The 12,954-nt window shown below is 58.6% G+C and carries 16 protein-coding genes, 1 tRNA gene and 1 riboswitch; of the genes, 5 read left to right on the top strand and 12 right to left on the bottom strand.

Going from position 1 to position 12,954, the window contains the following annotated elements:
- The first annotated feature begins 81 nt into the window (after positions 1-81).
- Together ACFWW2_RS15385 and ACFWW2_RS15380 are read left to right on the top strand one after the other, a co-directional pair.
- Positions 82-1,506, top strand: coding sequence for a GGDEF domain-containing protein (locus tag ACFWW2_RS15385; RefSeq protein WP_393929265.1), 1,425 nt, complete (start codon positions 82-84; stop codon positions 1,504-1,506).
- Positions 1,507-1,625: 119 nt separating this feature from the next.
- Positions 1,626-1,793, top strand: a complete 168-nt coding sequence (locus tag ACFWW2_RS15380; protein WP_393929263.1) for a hypothetical protein — start codon at positions 1,626-1,628, stop codon at positions 1,791-1,793.
- A gap of 25 nt (positions 1,794-1,818) precedes the next feature.
- Here ACFWW2_RS15380 and ACFWW2_RS15375 read toward each other — a convergent pair whose 3' ends face one another.
- The 8 genes from ACFWW2_RS15375 to ACFWW2_RS15340 all read right to left on the bottom strand — a co-directional run bounded on the left by ACFWW2_RS15375 (position 1,819) and on the right by ACFWW2_RS15340 (position 7,183).
- Entirely contained in the window at positions 1,819-2,898 is a 1,080-nt protein-coding gene (locus ACFWW2_RS15375; RefSeq protein WP_393929261.1) for a 2'-deoxycytidine 5'-triphosphate deaminase, read from the bottom strand.
- 62 nt (positions 2,899-2,960) lie between these two features.
- Positions 2,961-3,037: transfer RNA gene (locus tag ACFWW2_RS15370), tRNA-Pro, on the bottom strand.
- 51 nt (positions 3,038-3,088) lie between these two features.
- On the bottom strand, positions 3,089-3,742 hold the full coding sequence (locus tag ACFWW2_RS15365) for a MerR family transcriptional regulator (RefSeq protein WP_393929259.1): 654 nt from the start codon (positions 3,740-3,742) through the stop codon (positions 3,089-3,091).
- Between the two features lie 3 nt (positions 3,743-3,745).
- The gene (gene ihfA, locus ACFWW2_RS15360) at positions 3,746-4,048 is read right to left on the bottom strand and encodes an integration host factor subunit alpha (protein WP_393929257.1); all 303 of its coding nucleotides are present in this window, start codon (positions 4,046-4,048) and stop codon (positions 3,746-3,748) included.
- A 96-nt stretch (positions 4,049-4,144) separates the two neighbouring features.
- The gene (locus ACFWW2_RS15355; RefSeq protein WP_393929255.1) at positions 4,145-5,116 is read right to left on the bottom strand and encodes a beta-ketoacyl-ACP synthase III; all 972 of its coding nucleotides are present in this window, start codon (positions 5,114-5,116) and stop codon (positions 4,145-4,147) included.
- Positions 5,113-6,243: a phosphate acyltransferase PlsX gene (gene plsX, locus ACFWW2_RS15350; protein ID WP_393929253.1), complete on the bottom strand. Its 1,131-nt coding sequence runs from the start codon at positions 6,241-6,243 to the stop codon at positions 5,113-5,115. Before plsX ends, ACFWW2_RS15355 begins: the two co-directional genes overlap by 4 nt.
- Positions 6,244-6,266: 23 nt before the next feature.
- Complete coding sequence (rpmF, locus tag ACFWW2_RS15345) at positions 6,267-6,473, bottom strand: 50S ribosomal protein L32 (RefSeq protein WP_393929251.1); 207 nt, start codon at positions 6,471-6,473, stop codon at positions 6,267-6,269.
- A 164-nt stretch (positions 6,474-6,637) separates the two neighbouring features.
- Positions 6,638-7,183, bottom strand: a complete 546-nt coding sequence (locus ACFWW2_RS15340) for a YceD family protein (protein WP_393929249.1) — start codon at positions 7,181-7,183, stop codon at positions 6,638-6,640.
- An 82-nt stretch (positions 7,184-7,265) separates the two neighbouring features.
- Here ACFWW2_RS15340 and ACFWW2_RS15335 point away from each other — a divergent pair, with 82 nt between their 5' ends.
- Positions 7,266-7,751 (top strand): outer membrane protein assembly factor BamE, encoded by a 486-nt coding sequence (locus ACFWW2_RS15335; protein WP_393929247.1) that lies wholly within the window; start codon positions 7,266-7,268, stop codon positions 7,749-7,751.
- Between the two features lie 219 nt (positions 7,752-7,970).
- Here ACFWW2_RS15335 and ACFWW2_RS15330 read toward each other — a convergent pair whose 3' ends face one another.
- The 3 genes from ACFWW2_RS15330 to ACFWW2_RS15320 form a co-directional block, all read right to left on the bottom strand.
- Complete coding sequence (locus ACFWW2_RS15330) at positions 7,971-9,143, bottom strand: Hint domain-containing protein (protein ID WP_393929246.1); 1,173 nt, start codon at positions 9,141-9,143, stop codon at positions 7,971-7,973.
- A gap of 244 nt (positions 9,144-9,387) precedes the next feature.
- Entirely contained in the window at positions 9,388-9,843 is a 456-nt protein-coding gene (locus ACFWW2_RS15325; RefSeq protein WP_393929244.1) for a carboxymuconolactone decarboxylase family protein, read from the bottom strand.
- A gap of 17 nt (positions 9,844-9,860) precedes the next feature.
- Entirely contained in the window at positions 9,861-10,367 is a 507-nt protein-coding gene (locus ACFWW2_RS15320; RefSeq protein WP_393929242.1) for an Rrf2 family transcriptional regulator, read from the bottom strand.
- Positions 10,368-10,496: 129 nt separating this feature from the next.
- A riboswitch (FMN riboswitch) is annotated at positions 10,497-10,642 on the top strand.
- Between the two features lie 73 nt (positions 10,643-10,715).
- Here ACFWW2_RS15320 and ACFWW2_RS15315 point away from each other — a divergent pair.
- Positions 10,716-11,582: a DMT family transporter gene (locus ACFWW2_RS15315; RefSeq protein ID WP_393929240.1), complete on the top strand. Its 867-nt coding sequence runs from the start codon at positions 10,716-10,718 to the stop codon at positions 11,580-11,582.
- A gap of 69 nt (positions 11,583-11,651) precedes the next feature.
- On the top strand, positions 11,652-12,530 hold the full coding sequence (locus ACFWW2_RS15310) for a hypothetical protein (protein ID WP_393929238.1): 879 nt from the start codon (positions 11,652-11,654) through the stop codon (positions 12,528-12,530).
- Here ACFWW2_RS15310 and msrB read toward each other — a convergent pair.
- A complete protein-coding gene (gene msrB / locus ACFWW2_RS15305) occupies positions 12,493-12,885 on the bottom strand; it encodes a peptide-methionine (R)-S-oxide reductase MsrB (protein WP_393929236.1) in 393 nt (130 codons plus the stop codon). The two genes, ACFWW2_RS15310 and msrB, sit on opposite strands and share 38 nt — an antisense overlap.
- Between the last annotated feature and the right edge of the window lie 69 nt (positions 12,886-12,954).

The raw sequence follows: 12,954 nt of genomic DNA, 5'->3' as shown, positions 1-12,954 counted from the left end.
ATGGCGGTTAGCGGATCTGGCATGAGCCGGATCTTCGGATCGTTCTCAATCTCCTCTTAATTGTCATCGCTTAAACTTCCGATGGAACTATCCAGATTGGACGGCCCGGCTTTGAACGATCCGCTGCAAATCACTCATGCGCACCAGCGGCGCTATCGGCACGTAAGGTCCGCGCATTTTTTGCGCGTGCCGCTGGCGATGATGTCGTTGGCCGCCGGGATCGTTGGGCTGATCGTCAATGCGCTCGACCTCACGATCACCTTTGGGCCGGGTGGAGCGGCACTGGGTACACATCCGATGACGGCCCTGTTGATCATTATGCTGTCTGTCGGGCTTTTGCATTTTCGCTTGGCGCGACCGACGCCCATTTGGCGGTATTGGATCGGGATTTGTGCCCTTTGCATGGTGCTGATGAACCTGATCCGCCCTGATGTGATCCACGATGCGTTCCTGAGCCTTGCGGCCACTGCCGATAGTCGTATGGGGCAGGATACGTCGGTCATTCTGGGGGTTCTGTTCGGATCGGTGGTGATCCGTCGGACAAGTCGGCGATTGGGGCTGGCGCTGGTGTTATTGGCGACGACGCTGATTGTGTTCAGTTTCATGGGTCACAGTTATGATGTGCATTATCTGGATGGGCAGATGGCCCTGACCACGCTTGTCGCCCTTGTGCCTGCGACATTCGCCGTTCTGACAATCTATGCCCACCACCCGATCTTGCGTCTGATGCTGGCCTCGGATGAAAACGGGACGCGAACGCGCACAATGGTGCTGATCGGGTTCATCGTGCCATGGTTTGGCGGTCTGGTGCTATATCTGGGCTACGGCGTGCCAGACCGCGCATATCCGGTCGAGGCGATGGTTCTGAGTGTCATTGCCTGCAGCATGATTGCCATTTCGCTGTATTCCGGCCTGATGCAGGAGCGTGCCGACAGATCACGGCGCGAAGTCGAGCGACAACTGGCTTTTGCTGCAGTCCATGATCGGCTGACCGGCACACTCAACCGGGCTGGTCTGAATAATGTCCTCAAGCAGCGCTGGGATCGGTTTCGCAGTACGGGCCGTGCTGTTGGCGTCGTGTTGATGGATCTGGATCATTTCAAGACCGTCAACGACACCTATGGGCATCCGGCTGGTGACAGTTTGCTTGCCGCGGTTGGTGCAGCTTTGTCGCCGATCCTGCGCAGCACCGATATCATCGGTCGCTGGGGCGGTGAAGAATTTGTTATCGTGCTGAGCTCTGTCGATCAGCCAAAACTGGAATCAATTGCCGAACGGATGCGTCTTGCCGTCAAAGACTTGCCGCGTGTGATTTCGGAGCAGAATGACGACACTGTCGTCCCGTTTCAGGTCTCTGCATCATTCGGCATCGGGGTTTTCAGACCCGAGGACGAGAGTGAGGCGGATGCGCTGAAGCGGGCAGATATTGCGCTTTATCGCGCCAAGGCCGGCGGACGTGATCGGGTCATGTTTCAGGATAGCGATGATCAGCCATCGGCCGCATGACGACCCCACAATGTTGGGCGGATTAACGAGTCGTCAGCGCGAAACTTCACAAGCAGCTTGGATATATGCGCTGATTTAGCTATCTATCTGGCAAGCGTGAACCCTTGGAGGGAGACACAATGAACCTTAATCAGATTATCAACATGGCCATCCGAATGATCATGCGGCGCGGCATCAATGCCGGTATCAACCGTGGTCTTGATGTGGCGTCCCGTCGGGGCAAACCGACCCGTGACGCCGCAAACGACGAGCGCGAGCGCATTGATGATGGGCGCGGTGGTTCCTAAACCTGTTTGCTGACTGACCTGGTTGTCAGGTCTTGAAGTGTTTGGACAGTTTCAGGCCCTGTCCCTGATAGTTCGATTTGATCTCGCGTCCATAAAGCGCATCGGGCAGGGCGGCCATATTTTCATAGACAAGGCGGCCAACGACTTGCCCATGTTCCAGCACAAATGGGGCTTCGTGGCAGCGCACCTCAAGCACGCCGCGTGACCCTGATCCGCCTGCGTCTGCATAGCCAAAGCCGGGGTCAAAGAAGCCAGCGTAATGCACGCGGAATTCACCGACCATGGCCAGATAGGGGGCCATTTCGGCCGCCTGCATCGGGGGGATGACAATCGCCTCGCGGCTGACGAGGATATAGAACGCGCCGGGGTCGAGGATGATCCAGCCGTCGTCGGTGTGGACCGGTTCCCAGAATTCCGCCGGATCGTAGTGGTTCAGTTTTAACAGGTCGATCACCCCGGTATGAGGTTTGGCCCGATAGCCGACCAGATTGCCCTTGTCCGGTCTGAGATCGACCGAAAATCCCAAGCCTTCCGAGATGACAGGATCGCCAGAAACGATTGGTGTTTTTGCGTGCAGATCGCGCAGATCGTCGTCGGACATCCGGGTTTTGCCTTGGCGAAAAATGATCTGGTTCAGCATCTGGCCGGGCTGCGCCACCACGGAAAAGGAGCGCGGGCAGATTTCGACGTAAAGCGGCCCATCATAACCTTCGGGGACACGGTCAAATTCAACGCCATAATCGGTGATGATCCGGGTCAGAAGGTCCAGCCGCCCGATGGACGATTTTGCACTGGCCGCGGCCGTCATGCCATTTGGTAGCGACAGCCGTTCCATCAGTGGGACAACATAGACGCAGCCCTTTTCCAGTACTGCACCGCCGTCCAGATCGACCGCGTGCATTTTAAAATCTTTCAGCCGTTCAGCCACGGTACGGTTGCGACCGGCCAGAAAAGATGCGCGGACACGGTAAGCGGTTTGCCCCAGGCGCAGATCAAGAGAGGCGGGTTGAATCTGATCGGCCCCGATATCGGCCGTGGCAGAGATGCCCCCCGATGCGATCATCGCGCGGATCTGGTGGTCTGCCAAAACGCCGGATGCTGTCATGTCCGCTCCCTTTCGGATACCAAAACGCCCGCTGCGCGGAAACGCAAACGGGCGGTTGTGATTGGTCGGGCTAGCAGGACTTGAACCTGCGACCTTCCGTCCCCCAGACGGACGCGCTACCAGGCTGCGCCATAGCCCGACTGAGCGCTTTCATAACGCAAATGGATGTGGGGGCAAGCCCGAAAACACGTCAGTGACTCTGCATCCGGTCGCGCAGTTGGGCAAGCCGTTGCACAAGCGGGGCGATCTGTTTTGCATGGGCGCGGATGCTGTCGGGTGCCGCCGCAATCAGGCCAAAACTGCGCGCTGGCAGGTCAGGCAGATCATCGGGCAAAGCGGGCAGGGTGATTTCGAAAGGTGCGTCGGGCTTGGTCTCTGCCTCTGCAGTTTCGGTCGCAGCAGTTGGGATGTCATCAAACGGGAAGGCATCCTGCACCGGGCCGTCGTCAACGGGAGCAGGCGGTTCCGCCGTGGCGGCGACCGTGCTTTCATCCTTGGCCGATGGCATTTCAGCTTCTTTTACTGGCGGCGGGGCTGGTTTCGCAGCCGCCTCGGCCGGTTCAGTCGCCGTCATTGACAGCCCCAGCGTGGCCACGTGTTTGACACCCTTTTCGCGCAGCAGTTTCTGGGTGCCCTTGATGGTCATCCCTTCTTCGTGCAGCAAGTGCTTGATCCCGCCCAGTAAATCCATGTCAGTTGGGCGGTAATAGCGGCGGCCACCAGCGCCCTTGACGGGCTTGATATGGCTGAACTTGCTTTCCCAGAACCGCAGCACATGCGTGGGCGTATCAAGCCATTCGGCGACTTCGCTGATGGTTCGAAAGGCGTCTTTGGCTTTTGCCATGGCTTAGGATTTGTTCCCTGCGGCCACCCGGTCCTTCATCAGATGCGACGGGCGGAAGGTCAGCACGCGGCGCGGATGAATGGGAACTTCTTCTCCGGTTTTGGGGTTGCGGCCTACGCGGGCGGCCTTTTCACGTACTGAAAATGTACCAAAAGAAGAAATCTTGACGGTTTCGCCGGCCACCAGCGCATCGGAAATATGCGACAGGACACTTTCGACCAGATCAGCACTGTCGTTGCGTGACAATCCAACTTCGTTATGTACGGCGTCTGCGAGGTCCATGCGTGTTAATGTTTTGTCGGCCATAAAAGTCCCCCTGAATATTGCGATGACCATACGCGCGGCGCAATTTCAGAGTCAATAACAAGGACTTGGCATTCGGCGTTGACAGTGCGTTTCTGCCTACCAGCGGATCACCACCGCGCCCCAGGCCAATCCGCCGCCAATCGCCTCTGTCACAACCAGATCGCCCTGTTTGATCTGGCCATTGGCCACGCCTACAGAAAGCGCGAGTGGAATAGAGGCCGCGGAGGTGTTGCCGTGGTCCTGAACTGTCACCACAACCCGGTCCATATCAACGCCCAGTTTCTTGGCGGTTGACTGAATGATGCGGATATTGGCCTGATGCGGCACGACCCATGTGACGTCGTCGGCAGTCAGCCCGACCTTATCCAGTGCTGTATGGGCTGTCTGTGCCAGTTTTTCGACAGCGTGCCGGAATACTTCCTTGCCTTGCATACGTAGGACACCGGTGTTTTGGGTTGAAACGCCACCATCGACGTAAAGCAGATCCTTGTAGCGCCCGTCAGAGTTCAGATCCGTGGACAGTATGCCGCGATCAGCGCTGGTGCCATTGCCGTCCTCGGCTGCAAGGATCACCGCACCGGCCCCGTCACCGAATAGGACGCAGGTGGATCTGTCAGTCCAGTCCATGATCCGGCTAAATGTTTCGGAGCCGATCACCAGCACCCGGTCGGCTTGACCGGAGGCAATCAGCGCATTCGCGTTGGACAAGGCATAGACAAACCCCGCGCAAACCGCTTGCACATCAAAGGCATAGCCGGTCGTATTGCCAATTGCCTGCTGCACCATGGTCGCGGCAGAGGGGAATGTCAGGTCGGCGGTAGAGGTGGCAAGGATGATGGCATCGATGTCGTTGCCGTCCATCCCGGCCATGTCCAGCGCGGCCTTGGCGGCATGGGTGGCCAGATCTGATGTGGTCTGATCGGGGGCAGCGAAATGGCGGCGTTCGATCCCGGATCGCGCCTTGATCCATTCATCTGTCGTGTCGAGGGTCTTTTCGAATTCCGCATTTGGCACAACCCGTTCCGGCAGGTAATGCCCGACCCCTTTTACGACTGCACGACGTATCATACTGATGAGCCTGTATTGGTGTCGGGATTGTCCGTTCCACCTTCTTGGATCGCATCTTGGGCAAGTGATGCTGCAGATGCAACCCGCGCGGCGAGTTTATCCGAAAATCCGCTTTGCGCCAGTTGATAGGCCAGTTGCAGCGCCGCTGCGACACCGGTGGCATCCGCCGATCCGTGGCTTTTGATGACGGTTTGGTTCAGTCCAAGGAACACGCCGCCATTCACGCGCCGCGGGTCGATCCGTTTGCGCAGACGCTTCAGAGAGCCACGGGCGAGCAGGGCGGCAAACATCGACAGCGGTGTTTTCATCAGAGACGCGCGCAGCAGTTCCGAGATCAGCGTCGCGGTGCCTTCGCCGGTTTTCAGGGCGACATTTCCGGTGAAGCCGTCGGTGACAATCACGTCGACCTTGTCGGATGGCAGATCGCCGCCTTCGATGAAGCCAACATATTCGAACTCACCTTTTTTCGCAGCACTTCCAATAAGTTCATGGGCGACCTTCAACTCGGCCCGCCCCTTGTGTTCCTCAGTGCCGACATTCAGCAGACCAACGCGGGGGCGTTTCAGATCAAGCCCGTTGCGCGCGTAAGAAGCCCCCATCAGCGCATAGGTCAGCAGGTCATCCTGATCAGCGCGGATATCGGCGCCTGCATCCAGCATGACGTTGAAACCGGACGGATTGCGCGATGGCCAGAGGCAGGCAATAGCAGGGCGGTTCACGCCTTCGGCCTTGCGCAGGCGCAGCATCGACATGGCCATCAGCGCGCCTGTGTTGCCGCAGCTGATACAGACCGCCGCCTTGCCGTCGCGCACCGCCTCGATCGCGGACCACATGGACGTTTTCTTGCCCTGGCGCAGCGCATTGCTGGGCTTGTCGGTCATTTTCACAACGTCGCTGGCGTCGTGAATAGTGACCCGGTCAGCGATTTTATGCTTGGACAGCAGGGGCTTAAGTTCTGTCTCTGGCCCGTGGACGATGGCATGCGCGTCAGGTGCCGAACTCATAAATGCCGAAAGGCCCGCAATGACAATTGCAGGCCCCTGATCGCCGCCCATGGCGTCAACGGAAAGCACATTTGATGCTGCAACAGCCGGCGTCGGAGCGGTGTCCGTCAGGCTTTCAGTCATCGGTTTGTGCCCGTTCGCGCAGCTTAAGCTGCGTCGTCGTCCAGATCGATTTCGGTCGTGTCGGCGATCACTTCGCGGGTCGCGTAGTGGCCACAAGACGGGCAGACGTGGTGGGGGCGCTTGAGCTCACCACAATTGTCGCATTCATTGGGGTTTGCCGCCACGAGAGCGTCATGCGCGCGCCGGTTGTTGCGGCGGGATTTGGATACTTTATTCTGCTGGACAGCCATGTCTCAACCTTATCATAGTTGGGCCGCTGGCCCTGATTTCCTTGCGTCTGTCGGGGGTCCTACGCCATTGCGGCAGCCCTGTCGAGACGCGATGTAAAAGAGGCCGCGAACATACTGCGATTCCGCATTTGTGCAAGCCTTTTTCCGCCCCTTGTCACGCGGCGTTATTCATCCTTGTTTTCAAGGCGATCGCGCAATGCGCCGAGCCCCGCAAAGGGCTTTGCATCATCATCCGTCAGGGGGGCGGTTCCGGGTTCGGTAAAGACGGCCTCGCCCAGATCGGCGTCAGGCGCGCGGGGGTAGAGCGGCAGCGCGAGCGCCAGGGCTTCGATCATCACCTGCGCGAGGTCGAGCGTTGCCGGCAACGGCTCGATTGTGTCGTCTTCGGGCATTTCGATTTCTGTGGCCTCGACCTCTGGCAGATTGGCCATGTAGTTGCGGCGCACGGCTTCGTCGATCCGGGTGGTGACCGGCGCTAGCGTGACCACGCAGTCCTGTACCACGGTTGCCCCCAGATCTGCGGTCAGCGTCCAGTCCGATTTTCCGACAGGTGCTAACTGCCCGGAAAATTTCAGTTTTTTGATGCCGTTGATTCCAAGGGCGTCGGCCACTGCGCGCCGTTCGTCCGCCGTTGGCACCAGATCAAACGATGTGGCTTGCCGGGTTGTCAGATCGGACAAACGCAACTGTGATTGGGGCAAATTAGCCACGGGTGCTTCCATTCTTGAACAGGGGGCGGGTTGTCATGTAGGGGAGATAAAAGGCATAAGATGCCAAAGCAAGAGGGCCGTGATGAGCAGCAAGACAGGCAAATCCATGACCGGGCTACGCGCCACGGGCCTTACCGTTGTGCTGGCGCTTGCCGTGGGCTGTACCCCGATCAACCGCTATCATGGGTTCGCGCCGTCCGCAGACGAGCTTTCAGCTGTGCAGGTTGGCCAGACGACCCGGGACAGCGTTGTCGCTACATTCGGTCCGCCGACCACAAATGGTGTCGTTCGAAACGATGCTTTTTACTATGTTTCCAGTCAGTTCCGCCATTTCGGTGCTTTCGCCCCGGATGAGGTGGACCGGCAGGTTGTTGCGATCAGTTTCTCGCCTGACGGCGTTGTACGCAATGTGGAGCGTTTCACGCTGGAGGATGGCCGCGTTGTCGTGCTTGACCGCCGCGTGACCGAGGATGGCATCAACGATGTGACCTTCCTCGGTCAGTTGCTGGGCAGCTTTGGCCGGATCGATGCCGGTGCGCTTTTGGGTGAGAGTCCGGAAGAGTTCTAAGCAACGTTCGGTGGTCGGGTAGGGCCCGCGCAACACTCGGTTTTCCGCGAATTGCCGAATCATTCGTAAACATTGGTGTTTTGTCCAATTCGGGCGGTCGGCATCGCGTCGGCTAAGCGTCGGACTTGCGTCGGACCCCAAACGGGTATTTTGCCCGGTTAATGGTGCGCGCGGTTTAAATGTAAACGCGGCGTTCATAATTGGCCGCGCCTGCAGAGCTTAGGTGGAGCTGACCATTGGCTTGCTGTTCTGGATGTGCCGCGCCACCAGATGGCGCGCTCGTTTTCCACGCGATAGCAGGTGGGGTGATACAGCGTTCGTCAGATTGTCGACCGTTCCTGCGAAGATATCGGGAAAGATTGCCGCGATTTCGGCGCGACCTTCTGCCGTCAGCCCCTTGAGGGCCTGAGGTCCCAGAAGCAGCGATTCTGTCGGTGTGCCGTTGGCCAGCATGATGCAATGATCATCCAGCAGAATGTGGAAATAGACCACATCCGCCGCACCATCGGTTTGCGTGACCCCATCAAGATCAATCAGGTCCTTTGCAGGTATCAGGCAATTGTCGGTCGCGAACATCCGGGCGACGATGGGTGACGACACGTTGATGCGGTGCTGTGGTGATATGGTCAGGGTTTTGTCGGGCACGCCGCTGCCAAGAGCCCCCACCGCGATACTGATGGGGCGGAGTTTGGTTTCTTTTGCCAGCCTGTCGCTTGTAATGATTTGCCGCCCGATCCAGCGGATGGGCCGGGCACCGCGATCAAGCGTCTCGACCACATCGCCGAACTTCAATTCCTCGATGCGCCTGTCCTGACCGTCCGCCATGCGAATAAACGTGCCCGCGCAGAAACAGATGGGCACACTGCCATCGTCCAGCAGGTCCACATCGTTGTCGTAGGCCTGCCCAGGACCCAGATTATAGTTGGGTTCCTGAACGAAGGCTTCCCAGCCCGGCAGGTCGGACACGGTATCGGGATTGACGATTTCCAGCGTTGTTCCCGGCACATAAAGGTCGGCGAGCGCATCGGTTCCGCTGTCAAACCCGCGAGAGATTGAAGCGCCCACATATGTGTTGTCGATGCTGATATGGGAGATGCGGAAATAGATATCAGTCCCAGGTATGCCCGCAATAAAACTGTAATCGGTTTCGACACGCTCCCCGGCCGGATAGGTGATGCCATCAATGGTGACTGCCTGAGAGAGTGATGCGGCCGGATCGTCTGTCAGAAAATCCTCATCAATCTCGACGCCGACATCGCCATTGGTGCCAAAGGTGATGGGTGATCCCAGCCCTGCTGAACCGGCGTTCGTTTCGCCGCCAAAAGCCAGATCAAGGGCTTCATTGGGGTCGGTGATGTTTGAAGCTGAAACGATCCCAAATCTAAATGGCACTGTGATCAATCCTCTTATCTTGGCGTTTTGCCGTTGGTTCAGGCAATTCCGCCGCTTTTGACTTTATCACGTGCGCCTGAGCGTCGTGGTATCGTGACTGTGCCATATCTCATGAAATGTGCCCAGAAAAATGCGCGCGCTGTCCCGGGTTGACTGCGATGCCGCCTGTGGTCAGGCATCAGTGTGGGCGACGCCGGATCGCCGACGTTGCCCGCTGCAGGATTGCATTGGTGCGCTCGTGATCTTAGGCAGCCGCGTCAATGGCGTGGGGCGTGCGGAAACCGACCGCGAGCCGGTTCCAGATGTTGATGACCCCGATCGCGACGCTGAATTTCGCGATTTCGTTATCCGAGAAATGCGCCTGCATCGCGGCATAATCAGTATCGGGCGCGCCGGATGTGCTGATCCGCGTCAGCGCCTCTGTCCAGCCGAGCAGGGCGCGTTCGCGGTCGTCGAATATGCTGGCTTCGCGCCATACGCTGACAAGGGCGATCCATTGTTCGCTGAGCCCGTCCTTGCGTGCTTCCTTCGTGTGCATGTCCACGCAATAGGCGCAGCCGTTGATCTGGGAGGCGCGCAGTTTGAGCAGGTGGATCAACCGGGGTTCAAGGCCGGATTGCGAGGCCAGATATTGTTCCAGCGCCAGGACGGCCTGAAACGCGTCGGGGGCAGCTTTGATGTAATCGAGGCGAGCAGTCATGATTGAGTCCTTTCGGGTTACGGTTTGGTTTTGGCGCGGCGCACATATTGATCAAAAAACGCGCAGCCGCGTGTGGCGATTGATCCGTCATCCGCCTCGGTCAGGTCGCGCATCAGGTCTGCGATGCTGACGGCTGCCAATTCGCGTCGATAGGCCCGTTCGGCCCGCAGCATAGCCGCATTGATCTGACAGGGCGCGGTGAAACTTTCAGGTGGGAGCGGGTCGAAACCCTGCTGCCGGATTTCCTTGCACCGGAAGGCGGGTTCGGGCCCTTCGACCGCAAGCACGATGTCGAGGAGTGTGATTTGGGACGGGCGGCGGCCCAGTTCGTAGCCGCCATTGGGTCCAGGCGTCGTTTTTACGATGCCAGCCCCTGACAGCGCCTGCAGGTGTTTAAGAAGGTAGCTGGTGGAGACCCCGTGAAACCCGGCCAATGCCTGCGCTGACAAGAGCCCGTCGGGCGGCAGCCCTGCGAGGAGAGTGACCGAATGGATCGCCTGTTCTACGCCGTCACCAAGTTTCATTTCTGTCTCCGGATCGAATCATGGATAAAGTTTATCTATGATTATGTTGCTGTCAAATGGTGAAATTGATTTACTATTGATGCATTTCTGATCCCGTCCTATGGTCGACCTGTTTCCCCGATTGGGGAGGCACGTTCTCAGGGCGGGGTGGAATTCCCCACCGGCGGTATGGGCCTTGGGCCCGAGCCCGCGAGCGCCTTTGGTTTTCCGAAGGGTCAGCAGATCAGGTGCGATGCCTGAGCCGACGGTCATAGTCCGGATGAAAGAGAGCGGGGTAATCGGGTGCATCTGCGCCCGGTCTGTCCTGTTTTGCCTTGGGTCACGCAAAGGTAAGGAAGGACAGATGCGATGATCCAGATGAATCTGATGATGCGGGGGGCGATTGCAGGCCCGCTTTGTTTTGTGCTTGCCGGGGCGCTGTTTGCCGGGGCCAATACCGCGGTGCAGGGGGCCGGAATGATCTATGGCGTGCCGTCCCCCACCATTGCGTTCTGGCAATATGCGATTGCCTGTGTCGTGGTCCTGCCGCTGGTCTGGCAGTCGGCCTGGCGCACCCGCCGCCCGGTACTGCATGGCGTCCGCGTGGTGCTGGCGGCGATCGGTGTGCAGTTATGGGTCGCGGGTCTGGCGCATGTGCCGATCTGGCAGGCGGTGGCGCTGATCCTGACCTCGCCCTTGTTTGTCACATTGGGGGCAGGGGCTTTGCTGGGGGAGCGCCTGACAGGGTCGCGCGTGCTGGCGGTGTTGACGGGGGCGTTTGGCGGTGTGCTGATCCTGGCCCCCTGGCAGGAGGCGTTTACCTGGGCCGCGCTGCTGCCGGTGGGGGCGGCGGCGTTCTGGGCCGCGTCATCGCTGGTGACCAAGCATCTGGCGGCCACCGAGGATGCAGGCACGCTGACGCTGTTGCTGCTGGTGTTGCTGGTTCCGGTTAACGGGCTGGCGGCAGTCGGGTCGGGCTTTGCGTTGGCAGACGGGTTGTGGCTGGTGGCGCTGGCCGGGCTGCTGGTGGCGGGGGCGCAGTATCTGCTGGCGCTGGCCTATCGGCTTGCGGATGCGGCGTATCTGCAGCCTTTCGATCATCTGAAGCTGCCGCTGAATGTGGCCTTGGGTCTGGCATTCTTCGGATTTGCCCCGCCGGGCCTGATGTGGCTGGGGGCAGGGGTGATTATTGCTGCGGGTGCGTGGGTCATGCGGGAGGAAGCGATGGTGGGGTAAACCCGACCTTACATTATGGGGCAACTGTCCTTAACTATATTGGATTATAACACCACAAGGGAGATGCCATTGCGCAATCACATCGTCACATTTTTTTCCATATCATTGGTTACATCATTTGTTCAGCCGGTGGTTGCCCAAGAGGCAACAAGGATCATTGCCGATAGCCCGAGCAATCGCTTTTTTGCGCAATATGAGGTCGTGGAAGATCACCCATCCTGTTCAAATGCGGATCAGGTCGCGTTTCGTGTCCCTTTGCTTGGCGACGCATTGGAGTATGGAGCGTATGACCCTGCCGCCGATGTCGCCGCGCTGGTCAGCGGGGGCGCGATCATCACCGACCGTGAATGCTACATTACACAAAGGTCTGGAACTGATCGTCGGCAAATTCCAATTCCTTGTGCCGGTGACAACGACGATGGGATGCTTCAGTTCTTTCAGACGAACCCAGTGTCTGTTGCGCTGGATGGGCATGCCGTCGCCTGCATGTCGCCATTGAGAACTGAGATTGTCGGTGGTGAGTGGAGCGTAACGATCACCAGTAACGACAGTGTTGAGGTGCACAGTGGTATGATTGGTCCGCGCTCGCCAACGCGGGTTGAATTAATCGATGTTGCGCCAGCGACCGCGTATTTTCATTTCCATCCAGATGGTTATGCCGCCCGCGAATGGCCTTGGGAGTCGCGAAGCCATCCTTTTGTCCGGGGTTTGAAGGGAACCAGCGCCATCCGCGTCGATATTCTTTGCATTCCATTTGAAACACTCGGGCATGACGAAGAGCCGCTGCTTTTGGCGTTTCGTGCCGCCTTTGCGATCACCGACGGAACTGACCAGTCTTGCACTGGCGAAGGATGCCCGTCATTTCATAGGACATCATTGCGGACCTACGAAGGCGCAGGGACAGTCTGTGCTAATCCTCGGGATGGAATTCCAAGGCTACTCCGTTGATGCAATAGCGCAACCCCGTTGGCTGCGGTCCATCAGGGAACACATGCCCCAGATGGGCGTCGCAGCGGTTGCAATGCACCTCGGTCCGTTTCATGAAAAAGCTGCGGTCGGTGGTTTCGCCGACCATTTCGGGGTCGAGCGGTTGGTAGAATGATGGCCAGCCCGTGCCGCTGTCGAATTTGTGCGCCTGGTCAAAGACCGGGGCGCCGCAGCACACGCACATATAGGTGCCGGGTTCCTTGGGGAAATCCTCGTGCGTGCCGGCCCGTTCGGTCCCGTGTTTACGGGTGACTTTGTAGGCCAGATCAGAGAGTTGCGCGCGCCATTCGGCGTCGGATTTGACAACTTTGTCCATGAGCGTTTGACGTCCTTTCCTCGTGTTGCCGACTAACGTAGGGTGCGGGGGTGGCTTCGCCAAGGTGAT

The organism is Yoonia sp. R2-816, from assembly GCF_046762905.1.
In the GTDB taxonomy this organism is placed as follows: Bacteria; Pseudomonadota; Alphaproteobacteria; order Rhodobacterales; family Rhodobacteraceae; genus Yoonia.
Note: the sequence above shows the minus strand (reverse complement) of the source record. Positions and strands in the feature narration are given on the sequence as shown.